Origin of the sequence: Candidatus Propionivibrio aalborgensis (assembly GCF_900089945.1) — a bacterium.
Classification (GTDB): domain Bacteria; phylum Pseudomonadota; class Gammaproteobacteria; order Burkholderiales; family Rhodocyclaceae; genus Propionivibrio; species Propionivibrio aalborgensis.
Map to the genome: position 1 here is coordinate 1 of NZ_FLQY01000235.1, position 22,532 is coordinate 22,532.

The 22,532-nt window shown below is 57.4% G+C and carries 32 protein-coding genes; 16 read left to right on the forward strand and 16 right to left on the reverse strand.

The window, feature by feature from the left end; all coding sequences use genetic code 11:
- The 6 genes from PROAA_RS11545 to PROAA_RS11570 all read left to right on the forward strand — a co-directional run.
- Positions 1-424, forward strand: a 424-nt coding sequence (locus PROAA_RS11545) for a L,D-transpeptidase Cds6 family protein (RefSeq protein ID WP_425394014.1), incomplete at its 5' end; no start/stop codon positions are given.
- The gene (locus PROAA_RS11550; protein WP_186411485.1) at positions 424-996 is read left to right on the forward strand and encodes a peptidylprolyl isomerase; all 573 of its coding nucleotides are present in this window, start codon (positions 424-426) and stop codon (positions 994-996) included. The genes PROAA_RS11545 and PROAA_RS11550, both read left to right, overlap by 1 nt.
- A gap of 9 nt (positions 997-1,005) precedes the next feature.
- Positions 1,006-1,497, forward strand: a complete 492-nt coding sequence (locus tag PROAA_RS11555) for a peptidylprolyl isomerase (protein WP_186411486.1) — start codon at positions 1,006-1,008, stop codon at positions 1,495-1,497.
- Between the two features lie 30 nt (positions 1,498-1,527).
- A complete protein-coding gene (locus PROAA_RS11560; protein ID WP_186411487.1) occupies positions 1,528-2,268 on the forward strand; it encodes a UDP-2,3-diacylglucosamine diphosphatase in 741 nt (246 codons plus the stop codon).
- An 83-nt stretch (positions 2,269-2,351) separates the two neighbouring features.
- On the forward strand, positions 2,352-3,230 hold the full coding sequence (gene nadC, locus PROAA_RS11565; protein WP_186411488.1) for a carboxylating nicotinate-nucleotide diphosphorylase: 879 nt from the start codon (positions 2,352-2,354) through the stop codon (positions 3,228-3,230).
- A 121-nt stretch (positions 3,231-3,351) separates the two neighbouring features.
- Positions 3,352-3,489: a hypothetical protein gene (locus PROAA_RS11570; RefSeq protein ID WP_186411489.1), complete on the forward strand. Its 138-nt coding sequence runs from the start codon at positions 3,352-3,354 to the stop codon at positions 3,487-3,489.
- 90 nt (positions 3,490-3,579) lie between these two features.
- On the opposite strand, the gene thrC is transcribed toward PROAA_RS11570, so the two are convergent.
- The 9 genes from thrC to PROAA_RS11615 form a co-directional block, all read right to left on the reverse strand.
- A complete protein-coding gene (thrC, locus tag PROAA_RS11575; RefSeq protein ID WP_186411490.1) occupies positions 3,580-5,022 on the reverse strand; it encodes a threonine synthase in 1,443 nt (480 codons plus the stop codon).
- A gap of 110 nt (positions 5,023-5,132) precedes the next feature.
- On the reverse strand, positions 5,133-5,855 hold the full coding sequence (locus PROAA_RS11580) for a GGDEF domain-containing protein (protein WP_186411491.1): 723 nt from the start codon (positions 5,853-5,855) through the stop codon (positions 5,133-5,135).
- 177 nt (positions 5,856-6,032) lie between these two features.
- Positions 6,033-6,332, reverse strand: coding sequence for a HigA family addiction module antitoxin (locus PROAA_RS11585; RefSeq protein ID WP_186411492.1), 300 nt, complete (start codon positions 6,330-6,332; stop codon positions 6,033-6,035).
- Between the two features lie 12 nt (positions 6,333-6,344).
- Positions 6,345-6,626, reverse strand: a complete 282-nt coding sequence (locus PROAA_RS11590; RefSeq protein WP_186411493.1) for a type II toxin-antitoxin system RelE/ParE family toxin — start codon at positions 6,624-6,626, stop codon at positions 6,345-6,347.
- Positions 6,627-6,790: 164 nt separating this feature from the next.
- The gene (locus PROAA_RS11595) at positions 6,791-7,924 is read right to left on the reverse strand and encodes a hypothetical protein (protein ID WP_186411494.1); all 1,134 of its coding nucleotides are present in this window, start codon (positions 7,922-7,924) and stop codon (positions 6,791-6,793) included.
- Positions 7,925-7,941: 17 nt separating this feature from the next.
- Positions 7,942-8,199 (reverse strand): DUF2249 domain-containing protein, encoded by a 258-nt coding sequence (locus tag PROAA_RS11600; RefSeq protein WP_186411495.1) that lies wholly within the window; start codon positions 8,197-8,199, stop codon positions 7,942-7,944.
- A 154-nt stretch (positions 8,200-8,353) separates the two neighbouring features.
- Positions 8,354-9,664: a homoserine dehydrogenase gene (locus PROAA_RS11605; RefSeq protein ID WP_186411496.1), complete on the reverse strand. Its 1,311-nt coding sequence runs from the start codon at positions 9,662-9,664 to the stop codon at positions 8,354-8,356.
- On the reverse strand, positions 9,661-10,122 hold the full coding sequence (locus PROAA_RS11610) for a GNAT family N-acetyltransferase (protein WP_186411497.1): 462 nt from the start codon (positions 10,120-10,122) through the stop codon (positions 9,661-9,663). Before PROAA_RS11610 ends, PROAA_RS11605 begins: the two co-directional genes overlap by 4 nt.
- Complete coding sequence (locus tag PROAA_RS11615) at positions 10,112-11,338, reverse strand: pyridoxal phosphate-dependent aminotransferase (protein WP_186411498.1); 1,227 nt, start codon at positions 11,336-11,338, stop codon at positions 10,112-10,114. Before PROAA_RS11615 ends, PROAA_RS11610 begins: the two co-directional genes overlap by 11 nt.
- Before the next feature lie 149 nt (positions 11,339-11,487).
- On the opposite strand from PROAA_RS11615, the gene PROAA_RS11620 reads away from it, so the two are divergent.
- From PROAA_RS11620 to PROAA_RS11645, 6 genes are all read left to right on the forward strand, one after another.
- Positions 11,488-11,859, forward strand: coding sequence for an Mth938-like domain-containing protein (locus PROAA_RS11620; RefSeq protein ID WP_186411499.1), 372 nt, complete (start codon positions 11,488-11,490; stop codon positions 11,857-11,859).
- A 103-nt stretch (positions 11,860-11,962) separates the two neighbouring features.
- A complete protein-coding gene (locus PROAA_RS11625) occupies positions 11,963-12,841 on the forward strand; it encodes a polysaccharide deacetylase family protein (protein WP_186411500.1) in 879 nt (292 codons plus the stop codon).
- Between the two features lie 70 nt (positions 12,842-12,911).
- Complete coding sequence (locus PROAA_RS11630) at positions 12,912-13,055, forward strand: hypothetical protein (RefSeq protein WP_186411501.1); 144 nt, start codon at positions 12,912-12,914, stop codon at positions 13,053-13,055.
- Positions 13,052-13,846, forward strand: a complete 795-nt coding sequence (locus PROAA_RS11635; protein WP_186411502.1) for a metal ABC transporter ATP-binding protein — start codon at positions 13,052-13,054, stop codon at positions 13,844-13,846. The genes PROAA_RS11630 and PROAA_RS11635 overlap by 4 nt, the downstream gene beginning before the upstream one ends.
- A complete protein-coding gene (locus PROAA_RS11640; protein ID WP_186411503.1) occupies positions 13,843-14,730 on the forward strand; it encodes a metal ABC transporter permease in 888 nt (295 codons plus the stop codon). The genes PROAA_RS11635 and PROAA_RS11640 overlap by 4 nt, the downstream gene beginning before the upstream one ends.
- A gap of 18 nt (positions 14,731-14,748) precedes the next feature.
- Positions 14,749-15,681, forward strand: coding sequence for a metal ABC transporter substrate-binding protein (locus PROAA_RS11645; RefSeq protein WP_245664253.1), 933 nt, complete (start codon positions 14,749-14,751; stop codon positions 15,679-15,681).
- Between the two features lie 16 nt (positions 15,682-15,697).
- On the opposite strand, the gene PROAA_RS11650 is transcribed toward PROAA_RS11645, so the two are convergent.
- The 7 genes from PROAA_RS11650 to PROAA_RS11680 form a co-directional block, all read right to left on the reverse strand.
- On the reverse strand, positions 15,698-15,856 hold the full coding sequence (locus tag PROAA_RS11650; protein WP_186411504.1) for a hypothetical protein: 159 nt from the start codon (positions 15,854-15,856) through the stop codon (positions 15,698-15,700).
- 280 nt (positions 15,857-16,136) lie between these two features.
- Positions 16,137-16,328, reverse strand: coding sequence for a PLD nuclease N-terminal domain-containing protein (locus PROAA_RS11655; protein ID WP_245664254.1), 192 nt, complete (start codon positions 16,326-16,328; stop codon positions 16,137-16,139).
- Positions 16,329-16,409: 81 nt separating this feature from the next.
- Positions 16,410-17,672 carry a DUF2254 domain-containing protein gene (locus tag PROAA_RS11660; protein WP_222102236.1) on the reverse strand — a complete coding sequence of 421 codons (1,263 nt, stop codon included), beginning with the start codon at positions 17,670-17,672 and terminating at the stop codon, positions 16,410-16,412.
- Between the two features lie 41 nt (positions 17,673-17,713).
- On the reverse strand, positions 17,714-18,862 hold the full coding sequence (gene clsB, locus PROAA_RS11665) for a cardiolipin synthase ClsB (RefSeq protein ID WP_186411505.1): 1,149 nt from the start codon (positions 18,860-18,862) through the stop codon (positions 17,714-17,716).
- Between the two features lie 130 nt (positions 18,863-18,992).
- Positions 18,993-19,223: a CsbD family protein gene (locus PROAA_RS11670; protein WP_186411506.1), complete on the reverse strand. Its 231-nt coding sequence runs from the start codon at positions 19,221-19,223 to the stop codon at positions 18,993-18,995.
- Between the two features lie 76 nt (positions 19,224-19,299).
- Positions 19,300-19,587 (reverse strand): sll1863 family stress response protein, encoded by a 288-nt coding sequence (locus tag PROAA_RS11675; RefSeq protein WP_186411507.1) that lies wholly within the window; start codon positions 19,585-19,587, stop codon positions 19,300-19,302.
- A 34-nt stretch (positions 19,588-19,621) separates the two neighbouring features.
- Complete coding sequence (locus PROAA_RS11680; protein WP_245664255.1) at positions 19,622-20,050, reverse strand: BON domain-containing protein; 429 nt, start codon at positions 20,048-20,050, stop codon at positions 19,622-19,624.
- A 265-nt stretch (positions 20,051-20,315) separates the two neighbouring features.
- Between PROAA_RS11680 and PROAA_RS11685 the strand changes: the two genes are divergently transcribed.
- The 4 genes from PROAA_RS11685 to PROAA_RS11700 form a co-directional block, all read left to right on the forward strand.
- Entirely contained in the window at positions 20,316-20,582 is a 267-nt protein-coding gene (locus PROAA_RS11685; RefSeq protein ID WP_186411508.1) for a hypothetical protein, read from the forward strand.
- Positions 20,583-20,712: 130 nt separating this feature from the next.
- The gene (locus tag PROAA_RS11690) at positions 20,713-20,967 is read left to right on the forward strand and encodes a GlsB/YeaQ/YmgE family stress response membrane protein (protein WP_186411509.1); all 255 of its coding nucleotides are present in this window, start codon (positions 20,713-20,715) and stop codon (positions 20,965-20,967) included.
- A 97-nt stretch (positions 20,968-21,064) separates the two neighbouring features.
- Positions 21,065-21,379 carry a BON domain-containing protein gene (locus PROAA_RS11695; RefSeq protein ID WP_186411510.1) on the forward strand — a complete coding sequence of 105 codons (315 nt, stop codon included), beginning with the start codon at positions 21,065-21,067 and terminating at the stop codon, positions 21,377-21,379.
- Positions 21,376-22,532 (forward strand): AI-2E family transporter (locus tag PROAA_RS11700; RefSeq protein WP_222102237.1); only part of this gene is annotated, 1,157 nt, incomplete at its 3' end. The genes PROAA_RS11695 and PROAA_RS11700, both read left to right, overlap by 4 nt.

Genomic DNA, 22,532 nt, shown 5'->3' on the forward strand with positions numbered 1-22,532 from the left:
ATCGAGGGATCTGCAGATCGGCCTGACGCCAGTCATCATCAGCAACTCGATCGAATGGCTCTCACTGGACGACTGGCAGAATGAGCGTAGCGCACTCCAGAAGAATATCGACGAATGGCGTAAAGACTGGGAGAGCAAGGACACCAACCGCTACCTGAAACATTACTCGAAGAAATTCCAGACCAGGGATCAGAACCTCGAACAGTTCTCGCAACAGAAGCGCCAAGTGAATGCCGGCAAGGAATGGATCAAGGTTAAGCTGTCGAATCTGTCCATGTTCCGTAACCCCGGTAAAGAAGAACTGGTGATCGTTTCTTTTGAGCAGGACTATCAAAGCAACAATCTCAACAACCAGATGAAAAAACGACAGTACTGGATCCGTGAAGACGGTGACTGGAAGATCATCTTTGAAGGAGCCGCCTGATGAACCCCTTTTTTCACCGTTTCCTGATGCTCGCCGTGGGCCTGATCCTGTCGACAGCCGCGGCGGCAGCCCCGAGCGTCGAAATACAGACCAGCATGGGCAAGGTCGTCATTGAACTCGATTCGGAGAAAGCACCTGTCACCGTAAAGAACTTCCTGCAATACGCGAAAGACGGTTTTTACAATGGAACGATCTTTCACCGCGTCATGGACGGCTTCATGATCCAGGGCGGCGGGTTCACCAAGGACATGGATCAGAAAACGACGGGCAAGCCCGTCGCCAACGAAGCCAGGAATGGCCTGAAGAACAGTCGCGGCACCATCGCCATGGCACGCATGCAGGATCCGCACTCAGCCACGGCGCAGTTCTTCATCAACCACAGGGACAATGCGGCTCTCGATTACCCCTCGCGCGATGGCTGGGGCTACGCCGTATTCGGTAAGGTAACGCAGGGCATGGACATCGTCGATAGTATCGCCAAGGTCCCGACCGGCAACCGTAGCGGGCATCAGAACGTGCCGCTGGACCCTGTCGTCATCCAGTCCGTCACCATCATCCCAGACAAAAAGTAAGGAAGCCACATGATCAAGTTGCACACTAATTTCGGCGTCATCTCTCTTGAACTCGACGCTGAAAAAGCCCCGGAATCAACGAAGAATTTCATTGCCTACGCCGAATCCGGTCACTACGACAACACCGTATTCCACCGCGTCATTCCTGGCTTCATGATTCAAGGCGGCGGTTTCGAGCCAGGCATGAAACAGAAACCGTGCAAGGATCCGATCAAGAACGAAGCAGACAACGGCGTCAAGAACGACACCTATACGGTTGCCATGGCGCGCACCTCCGACCCACACTCTGCGACCGCACAGTTCTTCATCAATGTTGCCGACAACGAATTCCTGAACTTCAAGTCGGCCAATGCCAACGGTTGGGGTTACTGTGTATTCGGAAAAGTGGTCGATGGCACCGAGGTGGTCGATAAGATCAAGGGCGTCAGGACCGGAAGTTCGGGCTTTCACCAGGATGTTCCGAAGGAAGATGTCATCATCGAGCGCGCTGAAGTCTGCTGACCACTAGACGTATTTCCGGTCTGAATTGACGTGATTCATTTCATTTCAGACCTGCACCTTTCCTCACACGCACCCGGCGTAGCACGAATCTTTCTGGACTACGCGGGCTGTCGCGCGCGTACCGCCGAACACCTCTACATCCTCGGCGACCTCTTCGACGTCTGGCCGGGCGACGACAGCATCGACGATCCAGACGACACGTTCAATCTTGCCATCGTCAATGCCCTGCGCGAACTGACCGACGCGGGCGTCGGCCTCTCCGTGATGCACGGGAATCGCGATTTCCTGCTGGGCGAAGAGTTTGCCGCACGAAGCGGTGCCCGGCTTCTACCAGACCCCTACCTGCTGTCGCTGCCCGCCTGGCAGTTTATCCTTTCACACGGTGACAGCCTGTGTATTGATGACACGGCCTATCAGGCCTTTCGCGAACAGGTGCGCTCGCCAGCCTGGCGTACTGCGTTTCTGCAACAGCCACTGGCCGAGCGCAAGGCCATCGCCGCTTCGCTACGCCAGCAAAGCGAGCAGGCCAAGCGCCAAAAAAAAACTCAGGCGCAGTACCCGATGGATCTGAATCCTGGCGCAATGGACGACTTTATCCGCCAGCACGGTTACGCCACCTTCATTCACGGCCACACACACCGCCCGGCGACTCATGATCACATCGTTGACGGCATCCATGTCGAGCGCTGGGTGATGTCGGACTGGCATGAAGATTGTGGCGAGTACCTGTGCTGGGATGGACATCACCTCAACCGGGAAGTGCTGCGCTAGCGTGCCATTGAATACGGGCGCAAGCGTATTGCTCGCCCGGTGCTAAAATTCGACATTCCGCATTTCAAGGCTTTGGATCTCAGATGAACACTCCTTCGTCGTCGGCACCCGCCAACCCGCTTGATGATGAAATCGAGCGCAACGTCGTTGCTGCACTGGCCGAGGATGTCGGCAGCGGTGATCTTACGGTGCAACTTGTTCCGGCCGATATCGTTACACGCGCCACGGTGGTCGCGCGCGAAAATGCAGTGTTGTGCGGAAGGGCTTGGTTTGAACGCTGTTTCGCGAGGCTCGACCCTGGCATCTCGATCACCTGGCAAGCCGCTGACGGTGATCACGCCGTCCCTGACCAGATACTGTGCACCATCGAAGGCCCGGCGCGCGCACTGCTCACGGGCGAGCGCACGGCACTCAACTTTCTGCAGCTGCTTTCCGGCGTGGCGACCAGGGCCAACCAATACGCCCGTGCCGTTGCCGGCACCCGCGCTCAGGTTGTGGACACCCGCAAGACGATTCCCGGACTGCGCCTCGCACAGAAGTATGCCGTCAAGTGCGGTGGATGCGGCAATCACCGTCTGGGACTCTACGACGCCATTCTGATCAAGGAGAACCACATCCTTGCTGCTGGAAGCATCGCATCGGCCATGGCCGCCGCAAAACAGGTGTCAGACAGCACCGTCAGCCCGTGCAAATTCATTCAGGTTGAGGTCGAATCGCTGGATGAGCTGGGTCAGGCGCTTGACGCCGGCGCAAGAATGATTCTGCTCGACAACATGGATCTCGATCAGATGCGCGCTGCCGTCGCATTGAATGCCGGCCGCGCAATACTGGAGGCCTCTGGCAACGTCAATCTCGATACTGTTCGCCGGATTGCAGAAACCGGCGTCGACCGCATCTCGGTGGGCGGCTTGACCAAGGATGTGCGCGCAATGGACCTTTCGATGCGCTTCCAGGATCAGTAATTGGTCAGCGCATGCTCTGGAAAAAATAACGCCCCTGGCAAATGATGCCGCTATAATTGCCGGAAGAAAAAATTCCGCAGCGGGTACATTCCGGCTGAACGAAGAAAGAAAGGGGCGTCCCATGCTTTTTGCACTGTTCTACGTGGTAGCCATCACTATTCTGGTCATGCATTTCACCGGGTTTCTGGCGAGGCATAATCTGGAATGGCTGGTCCTGGTGCTTGCTGCCGCGGTCTTCCCGGCCGTTATCTTTCTGTAGGCGATTCAGCATTCGGATGCACGATTCAGATGCCGCAAAAAGCCCCACCCGAGTTTAGCTTGCCATTCAAAGGCCGACGATCCCGAACGATCAGGCGCCCACGTGCTGCACGATATAGCGCTTCACCGCATCGACGCTGACATCCATCACCTCAACCCGCTGCGGCAGATTTTCAATGCCCTGAAAACTTGCGGGACGTTCCGGGCGGCGCCCAAGCGCCTCGATAATGGTTTCTTCAAATTTGGCCGGCAAAGCCGTTTCTAGAACGACCATTGATCTGTCAGGAACGAGCTGCTCGACTGCCACCTTGAGTCCATCCGCGGTATGCGTGTCGACCATTACCCCGTATTTCTCAAAGGTTTGACTGATCGTCCGTAGACGGTCGGCATGGGTGCTTTTTCCTGACACAAAACCGAACTGGGGAAGATTGGCGAAACACGGCATGCTTGATAGATCGAAGCTGCCACCCGAATCGATTTTCGTCCACAACCGGCGAATGACCGCCGGATCGCGGCCGACGAGATCAAAAACAAAGCGCTCGAAGTTGGAGGCCTTGGAAATATCCATCGACGGACTCGAAGTGGCCTGGGTTTCAGCCGTACTGCGCGGACGGTAAACCCCGGTATGGAAGAACTCGTCGAGGACGTCATTCTCATTGGTCGCCATCACCAGCCTCGCAATCGGCAAGCCCATCATACGGGCAATATGCCCGGCGCAGATATTGCCAAAATTACCGGATGGCACGGCAAAGTCGACCTGCTCGGCATTGGATTGCGTCGCAGAGAAGTAGCCTTTGAAGTAATAGACGACCTGCGCCACAACACGCGCCCAGTTGATCGAATTGACCGCACCGATCTTGTATTTCTCCTTGAAGGCGTGGTCGTTCGATACCGCCTTGACGATATCCTGCGCGTCGTCAAACATGCCGCGCACGGCAATATTGTAGATATTGTCATCCTGCAGGGAGTACATCTGGGCGCGCTGGAAAGCGCTCATCTTCTCGTGCGGCGAAAGCATGAATACGCGTACACCATGCTTGCCGCGCATCGCATATTCTGCAGCAGAACCGGTGTCGCCCGAAGTGGCGCCGAGGATATTGATCTCTTCGCCCCTCTTTGCCAGAACGTACTCGAACAGATTGCCGAGCAACTGCATGGCCATGTCCTTGAACGCCAGCGTCGGCCCATTGGATAATTCGAGCAGCCCCAACCCTGGCTCAAGCCAGCGAACGGGGGTGATATCGGACGCCTTGCTGCCCGCGCGTCCATTGCAATACACCTCGGCGGTGTACGTTTTATCGACCAGGCCCTTGAGATCGTCGGCGGGAATATCGTCAATGAACTTCGACAGAACGGCGAAGGCCAGATCCGCGTAGGACAGCCCGCGCCATTGATCAAGCTCGGCGCGCGTGATCCGTGGATAGGATTCCGGGAGGTACAGGCCACCATCGGGCGCAAGCCCGCCGAGCAGAATTTCAGTGAAGTTTTTTGGGGCTGAATTCCGTGAGTCGTCGCGAGTCGAGATGTAGCGCATGGTCATAATCAAAAGGGTTGCGGCAGAGAATCGCCAAGCGGCGAGTCTACCATGCCCCGTACCCTGCCCTGCTCACACGCTTCCTTCGGCAACAATCGATTCGTAGTCGCTTACCCGGTGACGACTCGGTTCTTGCCGGAACGCTTTGCGGCGTAGGTTGCTTCATCAGCGCGCTGGATGGCTTGCTCAAGCGATTCAGACAAGTCCTGGACCACGACACCGGCGCTGAAGGTCAGTGCGCGGTCGGTTCCGGGGATGAAGTTTGCCGAGCACTCGCGCAGAAAGCGGGAAATCGCCTTGACCGCTTCTTCCTGAGAAGTTGCGGGAAGCATCAGAACGAATTCTTCACCGCCAAATCGGCAGAGCACATCCGACGGGCGCATCGACTTGCGCAGCAAATTCACCAGATGAAGCAAAGCCTTGTCCCCGACCTGATGGCCCAATGTGTCGTTCAGGTTCTTGAAATCATCAATATCAAGGTGAGCCAAAGCAAAGCTGAGACCACTGCGACGCGCAAGTGCCAGCTCGCGCTGGCAAGCCTGTTCAAAACCCCGGCGATTCAGGGCGCCGGTCAAGGGATCGGTAGAAGCCGCCTCGCGCGCCTCGGCCAGTTCTTTTTCAAGTTCGGCAATGCGCAACTCGGCCGCCAGAAGCTCGAACATGCCGGCTTCCCGGATCATCGCTTTCGGAAGACCGGCAACAACCGAAGGAGCATGTTCCGCTACGCTTGATCTCACGGCACTCGATGTCACGACGGGATGAGCCGGACGACGATGCAAACGACGCGATGCAGGTCGGTGCAGATGGGTAAGTTGTGAGTCGTTGTGGTTCATCGCATTCAGTTCCGTTGGTCGCGCCCGAAAATCCGAGCTGGCAAGTATATAAACGGTAAAGATGCGGAAATCTTGAGAGTTGTTCTATTGAGTATTCGTAATCAGAGATCGGCTTTTCAGGGAACCTCATAGCCCCCTGTGGCCTGTCGCGTCCGGCAACACCGCCTGTGCGAGAACTCAGACAGCCAAAAGCCGGCAGCGTGAAATGCGCGAAAGCGCTTCATGCATGGTTTCCCGGGCGATTGCCGTATCGTAATTCGCCTGCCCTCGCAGCCACCATCCGTCGCTGAGCCCGAAGTACCGGCATAGCCGCAAATCGGTGTCTGCGGTAATCGCGCGCTTACCCGCCACGATGTCTCCGATACGCTGCGGGGGAACACCGATGTCCTTGGCCAGGCGATACTTCGTCAGGCCCAGCGGCTTCAGGAACTCTTCCTCCAGCATTTCGCCGGGAGAAACGGGGGCAACGGTACGCATGTTCAAACTCCTTCAGTGGTAATCCACGATCTCAACATTCTTCGGGCCATCCACGGTCCACACGAAGCACACGCGCCACTGGTCATTAATGCGGATGCTGTGCTGTCCCTTGCGGTTTCCCTTCAACGCTTCCAGTTGATTTCCAGGAGGAATGCGCAGGTCTTCCAGGGCCGTAGACCAGTCAAGCTGCTCAAGTTTGCGTAGTGCAGGCCTCTCAACGTTCACCCAGCGACGAACACGTTTGCCGAGAAAGAGCGCCTGCGTGTCCTTGCACCTGAAGCTCTTGATTGTCATCCGAGAATATTAACGCGTGGCATACATAACGTCAAACATCACTACCCGTCGGCCATTGCATACCTGATGCACTTTGAATGCTCTGGCAGGAAGAGAAGCCACAGTATTTGGATCAATAACAAAAATGTACCCAAATATCGCTGTCATGTCCGTGCTACAAGCAATCAGATCCCATTCTGCTCTGCGCCCGGAAAACAGAAGGCGCGGACGATTCCATAAAGAAACATCAACAGCCCGGCGGCCGTCAGCCAGTAACCTGCGCTCAACCCAATTGCCAACAAACTGCCACCGCTGATAAACAGCAACGCGCGTATCGCCCCACCCTGAACGAGCACAGCCCGCATTTGATCTCGGGCCTCAGTACGCCGTCCAGGATGTCGCCATACCGGCATAAGTTGCGACAACGCGCCGGTCACCAGCGGCAGAAGAAATACGGCCATGCAGGCCAGTACCGTATCGTGCCCGCCCATCACGCCAAAGGCATGGGCTGTACCGAACACGAGGATCAACAGAAAGCCGAACAATGCGGCCAGCAGTGACGCCGATGCTCCGTCGCCGATAAGCACGCGCAGGCCGTAACGACGCAACCAGGCCAACCCGAGGCGGCAAACTGCGAAGATCAACAGACCGGCACCAGGCAGCGATAGCGGCCACCCGAAGGCCGCTCCCAAACTGACCAACAGCACTCCGGCAACCGCCAACGGCAGATCCCGCCGCAGGCGGACTGCGGCATCAATGTCGGGCCCGCTTAAAATGGTCGGCAGCAGAACCTGCAAGGTACCGATTGCGGTCAAGCCGACGAATCCCAACAGGTTCAGATGCAGATGTAGCCCGCGCAGTTCCTGCCGGGCTTCCGGCCAGAATTGCATGGCGGGAACCAGTGCCAACCCGATGGTCAGACAAAGCAACGCCGCAAGATACCAGCGCCAGCCCGGATGTGGCTTGCCCAGCGTATGCCGCGCTCTGGCAATCAACCAACCGACGAAGCCCAGGCACACTGGCAGCGAGGTGACGACTGCGGCCAGCAAGGCGCCCGGTCCAAGCCTTCCGTAGAAATGTAGAAAGACCAGCAAGCCGCTCACCTGGAGTAACAGCGGTGCCAACAGAACGGCACGATGCGGCTTGCCGCTTCGGGTCAATACCGGGACAAAATGAGCAATGGCTCCGAAAATCAGCGGCAGGATGGCTACAGCAAGGATGAAGTGCGTCGCTGCCAGAAATGGCAGCGTGTCGAGGAGCAGCAGTACAACTGTGGATGTGAAAACGGCAAGGGCAGAACAACCAAGGTAAGTCAGCATGCCCTCACCATACTGCTTCAGCCCAATCTGACGAAATCGATCACGATGGCACCAGGTTCGCGTTGCACATAATTGATGCCGATGCTCTGAGCGTAGCGCGCCTGCAACTGACCGAGCAGTGGCAATGGATCGTGATCATTGCAAAAGCGCATGGTCTCGCCGGGCATCAACGCGTCAAACGCGCCAAATATGGCGGCGTGGCGAAATCGCTTGGCGATGCCGCGCGCATCGAATGGATAAATGGCTTCTTTGGTAGGTTGGTCGCAAGCGTGCATGCATATCTCCAGGAAATTACGAGGCTAATTGGAGCGTGCATTCTCCAGCACCTTGGTCATCAGGTCTTTGATATGGACCGGCGATGGCCCTGACCAGAGTCAGGTTTAATCGTTCGTGCGGCCAGTATTTCCGTCTTGAAAACCCAACACCGGATCACAGCAATTCTTCAAGACGAAGCCGTGTCAGTTTACCCTTGACCGCGGTCAGCGCTTCAATCTTGACAATCGCGGCATCGATATTCATTTCGCGCGTCTGGTGCGTAAGAATGATGATGTCGGTCTGCTCTTCGCCTTCAACCGGCTCGCGCTGAATCATGGCGTCGATCGAAATCTGCTGGTCGGCAAGAATGCGTGTGATATCGGCCAAAACTCCGGGCTTGTCTTCGACGCGCAAGCGTAGGTAGTAGCTGGTGATCACCTCGGACAGCGGCAGGATTTTCAGATCGACCATCGCATTCGGCTGAAAAGCCAGATGCGGGACGCGCTGTCCGGGATCAGCGGTATGCATGCGGGTCACGTCGACCAGGTCGGCAATGACCGATGAAGCCGTCGGTTCCGCGCCGGCGCCCTTGCCGTAATAAAGCGTTGCCCCAACGGCATCGCCCTTGACCAGCACAGCGTTCATCGCCCCTTCAACGTTGGCGATCAGCCGCTTGGCCGGGATCAGCGTCGGATGCACGCGAAGTTCGACACCCTCGGGCGTGCGCTTGGTGATCCCGAGCAGCTTGATGCGATAGCCCAGTTGTTCGGCGTACTTGATATCCGCCGCTTCAAGCTGGCTGATGCCCTCGATGTGCGCCTTGTCGAAGTTCATCGAATTGCCGAAGGCGATGGCGCTCATGATGCTCAGCTTGTGTGCGGCATCGACGCCTTCAACGTCAAAGGTCGGGTCCGCTTCCGCATAGCCCAGGCGTTGCGCCTCCTGGAGAACGGTTGCGAAAGAGAGTCCCTTGTCGCGCATCTCTGAGAGAATGAAGTTGGTGGTTCCGTTGATGATGCCGGCGATCCACTCGATGCGGTTGGCCGTCAGACCTTCGCGCAATGCCTTGATGATCGGAATGCCCCCGGCAACGGCGGCTTCGAATGCGACCATCACGCCCTTTTTCTGCGCCGCGGCGAATATTTCGTTGCCGTGCGATGCCAGCAAGGCCTTGTTGGCCGTCACCACATGCTTGCCATTCTCGATGGCCTTGAGCGCCAACTCTTTGGCAATGCCACAGCCGCCGATCAACTCGACAACGATGTCGATCTCGGGGTCGGAGACCACCGAGAAGGCATCGTCGGTCAGTCTGCACGCTCCGGCAGTGACCGCCTTTGCAAGTTCGAGATTCTTGTCGGCAACTACCGTAATCTGGATCGGACGTCCTGCGCGTCGGGCAATCTCCTCGGCGTTGCGCTTGAGCACCGTGAAAGTTCCGCCACCGACGGTGCCGATGCCGAGGAGTCCAACGTTGATCGGTTTCATTTCAAAGCCTTTCTGAAACTGAACGAGGGAATATGCATACCCTCGCGAAAATAGAAATGGTGCGCCCGCTGGCGCTGCACGCCCGAGTCGAGCGCTAGTACGTGACAGCCAAGGGAAGTGGCATGTGCTTCAAGCCAGTCGAGCATCATCTTGCCGGTGCCCTGTGAGCGATGCGTCTCGTCGCTCACCAGATCGTCGACATACAGGCGACGCCCTTCGTAGGTGTTCTCAATCAGCCGCCACAGGGCAACGCAAACCACCGCATCGCCAGCGACGACAACGGCCATGCGCGCTCCATTGGCGAATACCTCGCGCATGCGCGACAGATAATCCGCTGGAAGCTGCGGCCGCAACTGGCGATGTACGCTTTCGGCCTTGGCCAGCCATTCCAGACAGTCCCTTTCGGTTACATGACCCGAAGCGCCGGTGACGGCAATGACGCGCAATTCAGGTGCCATGCCGCTTGCGATACGCCTCCAGGAAACGTGCGATCCGGGCAACCGCTTCGCGCAGATCATCTTCGTACGGCAGAAAAACCAGACGGAAGTGGTCCGGAGAAGGCCAATTGAAACCGCTCCCCTGCACGAGCAGCACCCGCTCCTCCTGCAATAGCTCGGCGATGAATTCCTGATCGTTCTTGATTGGATAGATCAGCGGATCGAGGCGCGGGAACATGTACAGCGTCGCCTTGGGTTTGACGCAGCTCACGCCGGGAATGGCCGTGATCAGTTCATACGCCAAGTCGCGCTGACGGCACATCCGGCCTGTCGGCGCGATCAGATCATCAATGCTCTGATAGCCACCGAGCGCCGTCTGGATGCCGTACTGGCCGGGCACATTCGAGCACAGTCGCATCGAGGCAAGCATTTCAAGCCCCTCGATATAATCTCCCGCGTCGCGCAAATCGCCAGAAACAACCAGCCATCCGGCACGATAGCCGCAGGAGCGATAGTTCTTCGACAAACTGTTGAAAGTGACCATCAGCACATCCTCGGCCAACGCAGCGATCGACGTATGTTGCCGGCCATCGTAAAGCACCTTGTCGTACACCTCGTCGGCGAAAATGATCAGACTGTGCTCGCGCGCGATGGCGATGATATCGAGCAGCATGCTGTCAGGATACAGCGCGCCGGTCGGGTTGTTGGGATTGATGACGACAATGGCGCGGGTCTGCGGCGTAATTTTGGCGCGGATATCATCCAGATTCGGCAACCACTCGTTATCCTCTTCGCACAGATAGTGCCTCGGCGTGCCACTCGACAGGCTGACCGCCGCCGTCCACAAGGGATAATCCGGCGCCGGAACCAGTACTTCGTCACCGGCGTTGAGCAAAGCGTTCATGGCCATGACGATCAGTTCGGAAGCGCCGTTGCCGATGTAGATGTCCTCAAGGGTCACCCCCTTGATATGCTTCTGCTGGGTGTAGTGCATCACCGCCTTGCGCGCGGGGAAAATCCCCTTCGACTCGGTATACCCCGCGGCATGCGGCAGGTTGTGAATCATGTCGAGCTGGATTTCTTCCGGCGAATCGAAACCGAAAGCGGCGAGATTGCCGATATTCAGCTTGATGATCTTGTGCCCCTCGTCCTCCATCTGCTTGGCCTGTTGCAACACCGGACCACGTATGTCATAACAGACATTGGCGAGTTTGCTGGATTTAAGTACGGGTTTCATAGTGGTCTACCAATGCGGCTTCCCTGTGGCAAGCCGTCCTTTCCGAATACATCCTGTGAACTACACTCGGCACCGTCTGCGCTCAACATCAAACGGCATCAGGCAAAAAGATATAATCGTACTTTATTCGCCATGTGCACCGCAATTTTATGAAGATGCAGCTTGCTCAGACCGCTGGCCAGAATACCTTTACCGCGTACGGCGAGGGCTATGTAAGCGTCAATGCCGTCCGCCACAGCTGCAACCTTGTCGTACTTCCCGATCGCCTGATCCCCGACTGGACGAAAGCCGGCTTTGAAACCCTCAGTGTTGGGGATTTCGAACTGCTTGCATCGCTCGACACCGAGATTGTTCTGCTCGGTACGGGTAACCTGATCCGCTTTCCCCGTCCCGAGCTCCTGCGGCCACTGATTCAGGCACAGAAGGGTCTGGAAGTGATGGATATTCAGGCCGCCTGCCGCACCTACAACGTTCTGATCGGCGAAGGACGCAAGGTTGCCGCAGGTCTTATTTTTTCCTGATCGACCAATTGAACCCAAGCTTGAATTGTTGCCTCTTTGCCGCCTTACGGCCTGTGTTCCTGGTCATTTCCAACGGCAGACCTATCGCCAGAACAGCCTCTGAATGAAACGAATCGCACTCAAAATCGACGCCGACACTTGCCGTGGGACGCTTGCTGGCGTTCCTGCATTGGTTGACCTATTGCAGAAACACGAGGCCCAGGCAAGCTTTTTCTTCTCGCTCGGGCCCGACCGCAGTGGCCGCGAATCGCTTTCCACTTCTCTCGGCCGATACTATGACCTGCGCACACGCCTCTATGGAAGAATGTTGCCCGGCCCGGACATCGGGCGCCGAGGCCTCGCGACAATGCGTCAGGTCAGCGATGCGGGCCATGAGGTTGGTATTCACGCCTGGGACCGCGTCAGTTGGGAACAGCAGATCGAACAAGCCGCGAATCCGTGGGTCGAGGCAGAAATGAACAAAGCCTTCACCCGCTTTTCGGAGATATTCGGCGAACCGGCCAAAGCGCACGGGGCCGCGGGATGGCGGATGAATCGGCATGCCCTGCGCCTGACGCAGCGACTCGGCTTCTCCTACGCCAGTGATTGCCGGGGCATCCACCCCTTCATCCCGGTCATCGATGGAGAAATCGTCGTCTGCCCGCAGATCCCGACAACGCTCCCCACCCTGGATGAAATCCAGGTGTTCAAACCCGGCTCTTCTCCAGACCAAGCCGCCGACCGTATCCTGCAACTCACCGCCGAAGATCCCGGCGACCATGTATTCACCCTGCGTGCGGAGCTGGAGGGAATGCAATTCATCAGCGTGATCGAGCGGCTGATCAGCGGATGGAAAGACGACGGCTATCAACTCGTAGCCTTGCGCGACATTCGTTCGACGCTCGACGTCTCGCAACTGCCGCACCACATCGTCTGCTTTGCCGAAACACCTGGCCGAATCGGCCTCCGAATGATGCAGGGCCAAGTCTTTCTGCAGAATTGAAGGCGTATCATTTGTCGTTTGCGCCCCTTTGTTTCACTATGCAGCACCTTGCGATCAAAAGCCTCAAACAATGCCATCCAAATTGAACGCCCCGGCGACATCGCCGATCACCCGCCCGAACCCGGTAATCTGTGCAGGTGCACTGTCACGTCTGATCTGGGCCGCGGGCGCGCTGCTTGTTCTGTGGCTGACCGTTCATTGGGCGCTGTCATGAATTCTGCACAAGGTCCGATTCTCCGCTTCGAAAATCTGACGCTCGGCTATAACCGGCATCCGGCGGTGCACCACCTCCGGGGCGAGGTGGCAGCCGGAAGCCTGCTGGCCGTAGTCGGCCCCAACGGCGCGGGAAAATCGACGCTGCTCAAGGGTATCGTCGGCGAATTGCGCCCGATGCAGGGTTGCGTCGAGCTGATCGGGCTCAAGCGCGAAAGAATCGCCTACCTCACGCAGCAATCGACGCTCGACACCAGTTTTCCCATTGTCATTCACGATTTCGTTGCCATGGGGCTGTGGGCGCAATTCGGCGCATTTCGCGGCTTCAATCGAGCAGCAAAACAGCGCATCGAGGAGGCGATCGGCGCCGTCGGACTGAGCGGGCTGGAAAACCGCCCGATCGGCCAGCTCTCAGGCGGCCAGCAGCAGCGGGCGCGCTTTGCCCGCGTCATGTTGCAGGATTCGCCGCTGGTTCTGCTTGACGAACCCTACGGCGCCATCGACGCCAATACGGTGCGCGACCTGGCGGCGCTGGTTCGCCACTGGAACAGCGAAGGACGCACCATCATCAGCGTCCTGCACGATTTCGAGCACGTTCGCCAGGAATATCCGGAGACGCTTTTGCTGGCACGCGAAATGGTGGCCAGAGGTTCGACGGCACAGGTTCTCAGCGAAGAAAACCTGCACCGCGCGCGCCATCTGGCCGAAGTGCAGGGTGACTTCCAGGGCGCGGCAATCTGCCATGACAATGCCCGCGACGCCCACGATGCAGCGGAGCACCACCACGGATGAGCCTGAACGAAATACTGGCTGGCGTCCCGCTGATTTCGCCTTTCATCGAGTTCGGCTTCATGCGTCGGGCGCTGGCCGGCTGCCTGGCCCTTTCGCTCGGCGCGACGCCGATTGGGGTGTTCCTGATGCTGCGCCGCATGAGTCTGGCCGGCGACGCCATTTCCCACGCCATTCTGCCGGGCGCTGCCGTCGGCTACCTGATCGCCGGACTTTCGCTTTCGGCGATGACGCTGGGCGGCCTCGTTGCCGGCATTGCCGTGGCCTTGCTGGCGGGTGGCGTAGCGCGCAATTCGGTGATCAAGGAAGATACCAGCCTGGCCACTTTCTATCTGATCTCGCTTTCCGCCGGCGTGCTGATCATCTCGATGCGCGGCAGCAATGTTGATTTGCTGCACGTGCTGTTCGGCAGCGTACTCGCGCTTGACGATGCCGCCCTCTTCCTGCTGGCCGGCTTCGCTTCGATATCGATTGTCGCGATTGCCGTCGGCCTGCGCCTGATCGTTCTTGAATGCTGCGACCCGGCGCATCTCGCCCGCATCAGCCGCCTCAGCCCGGTGGCGCATTACGGTTTCATGGTACTCGTGGTGCTCAACCTGATCGGCGGATTCCATGCGCTCGGCACGCTGATGGCCGTCGGCATCATGATTCTGCCCTCGGCGGCGGCTCGCTTCTGGGTCGGCAATATCGTCCCCCTCATTCTGGCCGCGGTACTCATTGCCTTCAGCGGATCGCTGATCGGGCTGCTGCTCTCCTACTACGTCAATCTGCCGGCCGGACCAGCCATCGTTCTGACCTTGGGTGGTCTTTATGTGCTGTCGATGGCGGTCGGGCCGCTCGGACCGCTGGTCAGCCGCTTGCGGCCTCGCTGGCACTTCGAGCGCTGAATGTGATCGGTGACAACGGTGAAAAGCGTATCGATCGGCCTCATCCACCAACTAGCCAGACTGGCAATGCTGGTGCTGGTCTGCATCTCCGGAAATGCCGCTGCAGAACCGCTCAAGGTCGTCGCCACCTTCAGCATACTGGGCGATCTGACGCAACGGGTTGGCGGCGAGCGGATTGAGGTACTTGAATTGGTCGGCCCGGAGGCCGATGCGCACGTCTACCAACCCACGCCAGCCGACGCAAAGATGATCGCCCAGGCGGGTCTCGTTGTGGTCAACGGCTACGGTTTTGAAGGCTGGATCGACCGTTTGATCAGATCCTCGGGGTATCGCGGCAAGATCGTGATGGCCAGCGCCGGGGTCAGATCACTTAGACTGCGCCAGCCGCCAGGAGAAGCACAAGACCGGTACACCCATGACGGCGAAATCGATCCGCACGCCTGGCAGGATCTTTCCAACGCCCTGCGCTATGTCGACAATATCGCCCAGGCGCTCAGCGCAGCCGACCCTGCAGGCCAGGGAATCTATCGGGCCAATGCAGAGAAATACAAGCGCGAGATTGTCGCGCTAGACAACGAAATACGCATGTCATTCAACGCCATCCCCCCGGAGCAGCGGCGCGTGGTTACCTCGCACGACGCATTCGGCTACTTCAGCCGCGCCTATGGCATCGGTTTCATTTCGCCCGTCGGCATCAACACCGACGCCGAACCTTCGGCGGGTGATGTCGGGCGCATCATCCGACAGATTCGCCGCGAACGCATACGCGCCGTATTCATGGAAAGCATCTCGGACCCGCGTCTGCTTGAACGCATCCGCCAGGAATCCGGAGCCCGGATCGGCGGCACCCTGTATTCCGACGCGCTTTCAAAGCCCGACGGACCCGCGGCAACCTACCTGGACATGATGCGATACAACGCCAGGACTCTGGCGACAGCGCTGGCTCAATAGGTCGAGTCAAGAACCATCAGCCCGCGCGGACGAATCGCCGCGACACAGCGGCGATGCAAAAATCGGTGTCGAACAGGTAGTGCGAGACCAGCGCCGCAAAGCGCGCATTGGCGATCCGTCCCTCGCCTTTCTGTGTGCTACCGAACAGACGATAGAGGCTTCTTCGCCACAGCATGGCACTCGATCGGTTTTTGCCAGACAGAGTGCAAGCGCGACGCCGCGCAGGTTGTTGAAATTTGTTCCTGCATCAATGGGGTTTGAAGGGTCAACGTTCTGACTATCGTGCTCATGACGATTGATGAGGTGAGCAGAATGCACGGAACGGATGACGTACAACAGCCTGCTAAGGAGGCGCTTAAAGCCCATTAGACGACGCGACGCCATGCTCGTTTTCCAGTACAGACTCACTCGCGGCTCCCGGCAGGACGCCTTGCAGCCAAGTGCAACTTGACACGCTACGCCCCTCGATCACGCGGTCCAAGTAAGAACCAGAGGATCAAGCCCAGCACGGGCAGCAGCACCACTGCGATTATCCAAATCAGCTTCTTCCCGTTCGAAGCAGAGCTTTGGAAAATATTGATAATTGCCCAGATATCTCCGATCAGTATCAGGAGGCCTAGGATGCCACCGTATTCGAAGTTCATCATTTGTGTTCCTTCCCTATTCAGTGGGAGCTGTCAATCCCTGACGCCAGCAGCATGCGCGCCTAATCACACAGACTCATTCTGTTAAACAGCACTGGCGAATTTCGCCAACTTTCGCACAACCTCCAAGTCTTCAGGAATTGATAGCACCTTTTCTGCTCTAGCAAGCGCCAAGCGGGAATGGTGTATCGCGGCGTCCCGCATCTGGGCATCTCCGATCGATACCAGCGACTCTAACGCTTTTTGTAGCCGCCCCGCGACTTCAATGGCACCCGCTCCGTCACGAGCAATTGCTGTAAAGGCATCATCGAACATGTCCCGCAAGGATATTCTTGGCACCTCCACGCGATCACATTCAGAAATCCGTGTGTCGCCTTCTTCGATAGGCTCACTCCAGAGCGCAAAAAGTCGCACGAACGTTCCAATAATGCCGATTGCCGTACCGGGATCATTGACAGCAGGTGACAGCGCTCGACTTGCGATTTCAGAAAGAACGATTAGACCGAACCGAGGATCTTCGTCGTATTGTCTGTGATCACCGAGTCTAAATGCCTGTGCTATCTGCCGTGCATCGATATCAGACAAGTCGCCTGAGTCTGTAGTCACATAGGCAAGAGCCCGGCCCGGCGCAGAAAAATTACCGGGCAAGGCTGCGACCGTGATTCGTGCCCGCGATTCTTCCGCATACGTCTGCAGCGCAGCGACATCGATGCGCTGTACATACCCGATCGACCCGCCGTAAATGGCCTGACCCCCACTCTGACACGGCCCTGCAGGGACACCGCGAAGTGTAGGTGCGCGTCGCCTTCGCTGTAAAGCAGCAGCAGTCGCTGCCTCAACCTTGTCGATGGTTCCCCCGAGGCGTCCAAGGCGTGCGATGCGATCCACCCATCTCACGAACGTAATTACAACCGTGGCAAGAATCATTAACGTTAGCGCAAATAACGCGAAACGGCCTGCTCTATCGTAATAGCCGTTTTTTAAGGCGATAAGCGCGACGATGCTGAAGATGAAGGCACCAATAAAGGTCGAGAGCGCGTTCTGGGAAACGTCGTCGGCGATGACCAGCGAAAAAGAGCGCGGCGTTGCGGTGCTGCTGGCCGAAGCGTAGGCGGAGACCATCGATGCGACAGCAAAGGTGGAGATCACCAACATGCTTGTGGAAATAATGGTAAGCAGGGTCTCAATCGAGTCTGGAGTAATCGCGGGAACAAGCTGGCCGATTCCGGTATTGTCCGCCGTCTTCGCAAGGAACACTACGGCCGTTGACAGCACGCACATCGCGAGAGGCCTGACCCACAGCCGCTCGTTGATGCGGTTTAGAAGGAACCTCAATCGATCGCCCATTGCTCCACTCCCAATTAGCCCGGCATGACAGTCCGTGACAATCAGTGCCTTCGTGTTGCGAAATGCTGTGTAAACCGCACGATGCCATAACAGAGGCGCATCAACAGCGTCCTATAGCGTGGAATGCAATGCCAATTCTCGACACCAATCTTGTCTGAGTCCAACTGAATTGCCGACAACAGCTCGTTTGCCAGCAGTTTGGTGAAGGATGCGTCCAGCACGAAGATGTTTGCTTCGCGGGCGAGCTGAAGGCTGAAAGGGTCCAAGTTTGACGAACCAATCGTGGCCCAGTCACTATCGATTACGGCGACCTTCGCATGCATATGTGCAGGTTTATACAGGTGAATATTGATGCCTGCACCGATCAAATTTCTATAGAGGTGCTGCGAGGCAAAATGCTGTATGAAGTATTCGACTCGCCCCTGCAATATCAGGTCGACAGAAACACCACGAGCCGCAGCACCCAAAAGGGCGCGAAGCAGTTTCCTGCCCGGCAAGAAATAGGCATTGGCGATGATGATTCGGTCAGTCGCGGACCGAATGGCCTTCAGGTATTCCGATTCAATCGCGCGGCGATGGCGCAGATTGTCACGAAGAATCAGTCTCGCCGAGCCTGGCAACGGACCATCGTTCGATGAAGGAACACGCAGGCGATCTGAACGTCCGGTTCCCCGGCGTTTGAACTGTGACCAACTGACCAGCCACCAGAGGCGAGCTACTGCATCGTGCACGTCGGCAGCCACTGTTCCCCCAATCGCGACCGCAAAGTCATAACGCGGTGCCGGATTGGCATCAACAAAGTCGTCAAGAATGTTAATTCCCCCGACGAAGACGAGCTGGCGATCAATGACCGCCAGCTTGCGATGGAGACGGCGAATTCCTGTTCCAAGGAATCGAAAGTTCAGGAAGCCGGGGCGGTAGATGCGTATTTGAACGCCCGATTTTCTGAGCGAGGCAAGCCGGCTTTCTGGATATTCCTTCGATCCGAACCCATCAATCATCAGATGAGTGGCGATACCGCGCTGCGCCGCCTCCTCCAACGCAGTGGCTATCGCGTGGCCGACGATGTCATTCTGAAAAATGTAGGTTTCCAGAAAGATTTCATGCTTGGCCTGCGATATGGCATCGATTAGCGCAGGAAAAAACTCCACGCCACAGCGAAGCAATTTAATCGGGAGAGGTTCTGACATTTCTTATTCTTGAGAACTGTCCCCAGCAGATCAACGACGCAGCCTCTGAATGCCTACGGCGATCATGCACCGTTGAATATGAGGCTGCTTTCAACGCTCGGCACCGGGTGCTTGTACCCTAAGTTTGGCGTCATCCCACATCGCTCCGCTGGTGACCCCCCGGTTTCAAGGCGGCCTGGACCGCGTCGCTGGCGTCTTTGAGGTTCTCTTTCAGGTCCCCGACATGTTCCTGCACTTTGCCTTCTGCCTGGTGTTTCAGTCCCTTTGCCTGCTGCTCCGTGCTGCCTACCAGTTTACCGACCTCTTCCTGAATTTTGCCACCCAGGTCTTTTGCTGCGCCCTTGACTTGATCTTTGTTCATCGTGAACTCCTGACTTATGGTTTACGCCTCTGATAACTCCACCTGATAGCCAGAATCTTGCCCGGCACGGACGGAGTTAGTGAAACTTGGATTGCGCAGCGCTCAGGCCAGTCTTGAGATCTTCCCATACTTTGTCAGCCGTGAGCTTGACCTGATCCCATGCTTCACCCGTCGCCTTGTCCAGTTCTTTCATTGTGGCAGCGGCAGCAAGCTGCTTGTCACGCAAATCACGCATTTCTTCGGCATGTTTTACTTTTAAGTCAGCACCGACCTTCGTGGCCTGGGCTTCCAGCAGCTTGATCTGCGCGTCCCAGACTTTCAGTTGCGCAGACATTTTTTCTTTATAGGCGTCTTGAACTTTCATGGTGATCTCCTCTGTGCTTTCAGACTAATCAAACTCATTTGGGCATCGTGATAACCAGCTGGTTTTGTACTTCATTAACGCCAGACACGGCAGCGGCCAGTGCTTTTGCCTTGTCATTGTCTGCGAGAGAGTCAACCGATCCGCTGAGGGTCACTACGCCTTTTACGGTATCAACACTGATTTGCAATGTCTTGAGGCCGGGTTCGGCAAAAATCGCAGCTTTGACTCTGGCCGTGATTTCAGCATCGTCGATGGCTATACCAGTTTTTACACTTTGATCACCGATCTTGTCGCCGACCTTGTCGACTGTTGCTTCGATCTTCTTACCAGCATCATTTGCTGCCTGGTCAATTTTCTTTCCTGCGCTTTCTGCCGGTCCTGGCTGATTGTTGTCGCAAGCCGCAAGCCCGGCAACGAGTAGCATCGAAATGCCCAGTAATTTGAAATTATTCATAATTGTCATTTGATTTCCTTTGCAGAATCATTCGTGTCGCCAATAGACATCCCCGAATTTGATTGGCGGATCGCTACGACCTTGCACACCATGCTACTCAACCACAATGGACGGTCTGTACGCCAGCGCACAGACGGAGCTCGTCATTGTGAATAGGATGCAGTTGAGCGCTCGATAGGGTATGCGGGCCACGCACCGCCAGGTTCGCTGGCCCATCCGCAAAACGGCGCGAACAGCGCTATTGCCTACAGAGCAAACCGAAAGGAAACTAAAAGTGCGAAGCGTAGTCTTCAAGTCGCCGCATCTGCAGAGATGGTTGGCAGGCATGGCGATCAGCGTGTTCGGCCTGTCCACCGTCGCGGCCGTCGTGGTGCAGATCCCAAGCTCGATCGGCATTTCGGCGGTCGGCAAACGCCCCGCACCAGTGGCAGAGAGCACATTCGTGGACTCAGATTGCGCCGATTGCGGCTCGATCGAATCGAATCGAGTAGTCGAAACACATCTGGCGCCAGCGCGCCCGGCAAAATTGGCGGCGCGGTGATCCGCGGTTTCGTAAGGCCGCACGTCTGACAAGCGCGCGAACGGGTGTCGAGATGCGGCGGGACTGTTGGGCCCTGCCGGCTGAAACTGGATTTGTTGAAGCCCGACGGCTGCAAAAAGAGGAGGCAATCATGTCATTACTCGCATGGATCGTACTTGGACTCGTCGCTGGCTTCATCGCCAGCAAAATGGTTAGCGGAACCGGACAGGGTGCCATCCTGGACATTGTTCTCGGCGTTATCGGCGCCGTCATCGGCGGCTGGCTATTCAATACCTTCGGGATGGCCGGAGTGAGCGGATTCAACCTATACAGCCTGTTTGTGGCCGTCGTCGGCGCCATCGTCCTGCTGGTGGTGTATCACGCGCTTTCGCGCAGCACGCTCTAGGCCGAAGGGCCGAGCGTGACCCGGTATCGATGCGCGGTGTGTCGATAGAGCGCCGGAATCTGGAAGTCCCGTTTAACTTCGATCTGGAGAATCAATCATGAAAAATCTTGCCAAGTATCTTTCGGCGCTGTTCCTGGCCGTAACGCTGGTGTTCGCTACGGGTTGCGCGTCAACCTCGAAGCAGGAGGGGACCGGTGAGTATGTGGACGACAGCGTCATCACCAGCAAGGTGAAGGCCGCCATATTCAACGAGCCGACCCTGAAATCTGCGGAGATCAACGTCGAAACCTTTAAGGGCACGGTTCAACTAAGCGGTTTCGTCAGTTCGCAGGCCGCGATCAACAAGGCGGTTGCCGTGGCACGCACTGTCGGCGGCGTAAGCTCCGTCAAGAACGACATGCGGGTCAAGTGAGCGATGGCAAGGTGACAATTCGCGGCGACCCGCCGGAGGAGACAGTGGCGGCGTCCGACGCCACCCTGCCCACGGTTTCCGTCGCGCTGGGCACACAGAACCTGGCGCTGATCGTCATCGCCACCCTAGCCGCGGTCTTCGCGCTGGAATGGGCACAGCTTTTTGTCATCACCCTGTTGCTCGGGCTACTTTTTGCCTACACCCTGAATCCCCTGGTCGTCTGGCTGGAACAGATCAGGATTCCTCGCGCCCTGGGGACCACCGTCGTGATGATGGGGGTCGTGTGTGCGCTCAGCCTGGGAGCCTACTCGCTGCGTGGACAGTTTCAGACCATCCTCGATCAGGTACCTGCAGCGGTTAGCAAATTGTCGGCCGGCCTCGCCAGTGTGCGCAAGGGCCAGACCAGTACCATGCAAAAGGTGCAGACCGCCGCGAGCGAGATCGAAAAGGCGACCAGCCAGGCGGCCGGTATTGACTCGACGCCTAGACGGCCGGCGACGCGCGTCGTCATCGACACGCCCGGCTTCAAACTCGGCGACTTTCTGTGGGCCAACTCCGTCGGCGCCGTGGGGCTGGTCGGCCAGGCGGCGATGGTCCTCTTCCTGACTTACTTTCTCTTGCTGTCGGGCGATACCTACAAACGGAAGCTGGTACGACTCACGGGGCCGACGCTTTCGAACAGGAAGATCACCGTCCGCATCCTCGATGACATCAACGAATCCGTCCAGCGCTACATGCTCATGCTCCTGGCGACCAACGTGCTGGTGGCGCTGCTTACCTGGATCGTGCTGCGCTGGATCGGTCTTGAGAACGCCGGCGCCTGGGCAGTCGCCGCGGGCTTGCTGCATGTCATCCCCTACTTCGGTCCTGCCGTGACCGCCGCCGCCATCGGCATGGCCGCCTTCATGCAATTCGACGCCCTGTCGTTGGCGCTTCTTCCCGCGGGTGCCTCGTTGGCGGTCGCCACCTTCGTCGGGACCTTCGTCACCACCTGGATGACCGGCCGGATCGCCAAGATGAATACGGCCGCGGTATTCATCTCGCTACTTTTCTGGGCGTGGCTGTGGGGAATCTGGGGCATGCTGCTGAGCATCCCGATCACGGTCATCGTGAAAGTAGTGGCTCAGCATATCGAGCAACTTGAGCCGATTGC

What these genes read in the sequence shown, in the direction of transcription:
- PROAA_RS11550 (WP_186411485.1), top strand. Translation starts at nt 424, where the DNA reads ATGAACCCCTTTTTTCACCGTTTCCTGATGCTCGCCGTGGGCCTGATC.
- PROAA_RS11555 (WP_186411486.1), top strand. Translation starts at nt 1,006, where the DNA reads ATGATCAAGTTGCACACTAATTTCGGCGTCATCTCTCTTGAACTCGAC.
- nadC (WP_186411488.1), top strand. Translation starts at nt 2,352, where the DNA reads ATGAACACTCCTTCGTCGTCGGCACCCGCCAACCCGCTTGATGATGAA.
- PROAA_RS11570 (WP_186411489.1), top strand. Translation starts at nt 3,352, where the DNA reads ATGCTTTTTGCACTGTTCTACGTGGTAGCCATCACTATTCTGGTCATG.
- thrC (WP_186411490.1), bottom strand. Translation starts at nt 5,022, where the DNA reads ATGCGCTACATCTCGACTCGCGACGACTCACGGAATTCAGCCCCAAAA.
- PROAA_RS11580 (WP_186411491.1), bottom strand. Translation starts at nt 5,855, where the DNA reads ATGAACCACAACGACTCACAACTTACCCATCTGCACCGACCTGCATCG.
- PROAA_RS11585 (WP_186411492.1), bottom strand. Translation starts at nt 6,332, where the DNA reads ATGCGTACCGTTGCCCCCGTTTCTCCCGGCGAAATGCTGGAGGAAGAG.
- PROAA_RS11590 (WP_186411493.1), bottom strand. Translation starts at nt 6,626, where the DNA reads ATGACAATCAAGAGCTTCAGGTGCAAGGACACGCAGGCGCTCTTTCTC.
- PROAA_RS11595 (WP_186411494.1), bottom strand. Translation starts at nt 7,924, where the DNA reads ATGCTGACTTACCTTGGTTGTTCTGCCCTTGCCGTTTTCACATCCACA.
- PROAA_RS11600 (WP_186411495.1), bottom strand. Translation starts at nt 8,199, where the DNA reads ATGCACGCTTGCGACCAACCTACCAAAGAAGCCATTTATCCATTCGAT.
- PROAA_RS11605 (WP_186411496.1), bottom strand. Translation starts at nt 9,664, where the DNA reads ATGAAACCGATCAACGTTGGACTCCTCGGCATCGGCACCGTCGGTGGC.
- PROAA_RS11610 (WP_186411497.1), bottom strand. Translation starts at nt 10,122, where the DNA reads ATGGCACCTGAATTGCGCGTCATTGCCGTCACCGGCGCTTCGGGTCAT.
- PROAA_RS11615 (WP_186411498.1), bottom strand. Translation starts at nt 11,338, where the DNA reads ATGAAACCCGTACTTAAATCCAGCAAACTCGCCAATGTCTGTTATGAC.
- PROAA_RS11620 (WP_186411499.1), top strand. Translation starts at nt 11,488, where the DNA reads ATGAAGATGCAGCTTGCTCAGACCGCTGGCCAGAATACCTTTACCGCG.
- PROAA_RS11625 (WP_186411500.1), top strand. Translation starts at nt 11,963, where the DNA reads ATGAAACGAATCGCACTCAAAATCGACGCCGACACTTGCCGTGGGACG.
- PROAA_RS11630 (WP_186411501.1), top strand. Translation starts at nt 12,912, where the DNA reads ATGCCATCCAAATTGAACGCCCCGGCGACATCGCCGATCACCCGCCCG.
- PROAA_RS11635 (WP_186411502.1), top strand. Translation starts at nt 13,052, where the DNA reads ATGAATTCTGCACAAGGTCCGATTCTCCGCTTCGAAAATCTGACGCTC.
- PROAA_RS11640 (WP_186411503.1), top strand. Translation starts at nt 13,843, where the DNA reads ATGAGCCTGAACGAAATACTGGCTGGCGTCCCGCTGATTTCGCCTTTC.
- PROAA_RS11650 (WP_186411504.1), bottom strand. Translation starts at nt 15,856, where the DNA reads ATGCTGTGGCGAAGAAGCCTCTATCGTCTGTTCGGTAGCACACAGAAA.
- PROAA_RS11655 (WP_245664254.1), bottom strand. Translation starts at nt 16,328, where the DNA reads ATGATGAACTTCGAATACGGTGGCATCCTAGGCCTCCTGATACTGATC.
- PROAA_RS11660 (WP_222102236.1), bottom strand. Translation starts at nt 17,672, where the DNA reads ATGGGCGATCGATTGAGGTTCCTTCTAAACCGCATCAACGAGCGGCTG.
- clsB (WP_186411505.1), bottom strand. Translation starts at nt 18,862, where the DNA reads ATGTCAGAACCTCTCCCGATTAAATTGCTTCGCTGTGGCGTGGAGTTT.
- PROAA_RS11670 (WP_186411506.1), bottom strand. Translation starts at nt 19,223, where the DNA reads ATGAACAAAGATCAAGTCAAGGGCGCAGCAAAAGACCTGGGTGGCAAA.
- PROAA_RS11675 (WP_186411507.1), bottom strand. Translation starts at nt 19,587, where the DNA reads ATGAAAGTTCAAGACGCCTATAAAGAAAAAATGTCTGCGCAACTGAAA.
- PROAA_RS11680 (WP_245664255.1), bottom strand. Translation starts at nt 20,050, where the DNA reads ATGACAATTATGAATAATTTCAAATTACTGGGCATTTCGATGCTACTC.
- PROAA_RS11690 (WP_186411509.1), top strand. Translation starts at nt 20,713, where the DNA reads ATGTCATTACTCGCATGGATCGTACTTGGACTCGTCGCTGGCTTCATC.
- PROAA_RS11695 (WP_186411510.1), top strand. Translation starts at nt 21,065, where the DNA reads ATGAAAAATCTTGCCAAGTATCTTTCGGCGCTGTTCCTGGCCGTAACG.